The 1,226-nt window shown below is 82.8% G+C and carries 1 protein-coding gene; it reads left to right on the top strand.

Features of this window, described 5'->3' with window-relative positions:
* Nucleotides 1-1,037 (top strand): glycerate kinase (locus ACFWJ4_RS40220; RefSeq protein WP_380554090.1); only part of this gene is annotated, 1,037 nt, incomplete at its 5' end.
* Between the last annotated feature and the right edge of the window lie 189 nt (nucleotides 1,038-1,226).

Raw genomic sequence — 1,226 nt, 5'->3', positions numbered from 1 at the left:
CCCCGGCCCCCGCCGCCGCGGGGGCGGGGCCCGGGGGGGGGGGCGGGGGGGGCGGGGGCGAGTCGCTGCCGGGGCGCCCGTGGCCGGCGGGCGGGGCGGCCACCCCCCCCCCCCCCGCGGCCGCCCTGCCCGGCACCACCGAGCACGAGGTCCCCGGCCGCACCGGCCCCGACGGGCGGCCGGTCACCGGGCTGTACGCCCTCCTGCCCGACGGCACCGCGCTGGTGGAACTCGCCGTCGCCAGCGGGCTGCCCCTGATGTCCCGCCCCGCACCGCTCACCGCGACCACGCGAGGCACCGGCGAGACCGTCGCGGCGGCCCTCGACGCGGGCGCGCGCCGACTGGCGGTCGCCCTCGGCGGCTCCGCCTCCACCGACGGCGGCAGCGGCCTGCTCGCGGCGCTCGGCCTGCGGCTGACCGACGCGCGGGGCCGGGAGCTCCCCGACGGCGGCGGAGCACTGCCGCGGGCCCACCGGGTCGACGCCACGGGCCTGCGCCCGGCGCCGCCCGAGGGCGTGGTGCTGCTCACCGACGTCACGAATCCGCTGCTCGGCCCGGACGGCGCCGCCGCCGTCTACGGCCCGCAGAAGGGCGCGGACCCGAGCGAGGTCGCCCTGCTCGACCAGGGCCTCACCCGGCTCGCCGCGCTCCTCGGCGCGGACCCGGCGCAGCCCGGCGCCGGTGCGGCGGGCGGCACCGCCTACGGCCTCGCGGCCGCCTGGGGCGCCGTCATCCGCCCCGGCGCGGCCGCCGTCGCCGACCTCCTGCGCCTCGACCGGGACATCGCCGCGGCGGATCTGGTGATCACCGGTGAGGGCCGGTACGACGCGACCAGCCTGCGCGGCAAGGCGGTCGGCGAGGTCCTCGCCCGGGCCGCCCGGGCCGGCGTCCCCGCCCGGATCGTCGCGGGCGAGTCGGCCGACGACCGGGTGCTGACCCTCGCCGCGCTCGCGGGCGACCCGGCCTCCGCCCGGGAGCACGCCCGCCTGTGGCTGGTCCGCGCCGGCGCCCGCCTCGCCCACGACGCGGCGGGCTGAACTCCCGCCGTCCGGGCCCGGTCCCCACGCGCCCGGCCCGGACCGGGCCGGCCGGGTCACCCGCCCGGCACCACGTTCGCCGGCGGCAGACCCTCGAAGAAGGCCACCGCCTCCTCCCGCCAGTGCGGGCGCCAGCTCTCGGCTTCGGCGCGGGCCGCCTCGGCGCAGCGGCGCATGTCGGAGCGGAGC

It is taken from the genome of Kitasatospora sp. NPDC127067 (assembly GCF_042724755.1).
GTDB lineage: Bacteria > Actinomycetota > Actinomycetes > Streptomycetales > Streptomycetaceae > Kitasatospora > Kitasatospora lactacystinica.
The sequence above is the reverse complement of the archived record's forward strand: the minus strand, read 5'-3'. Positions and strand labels throughout refer to the sequence as shown.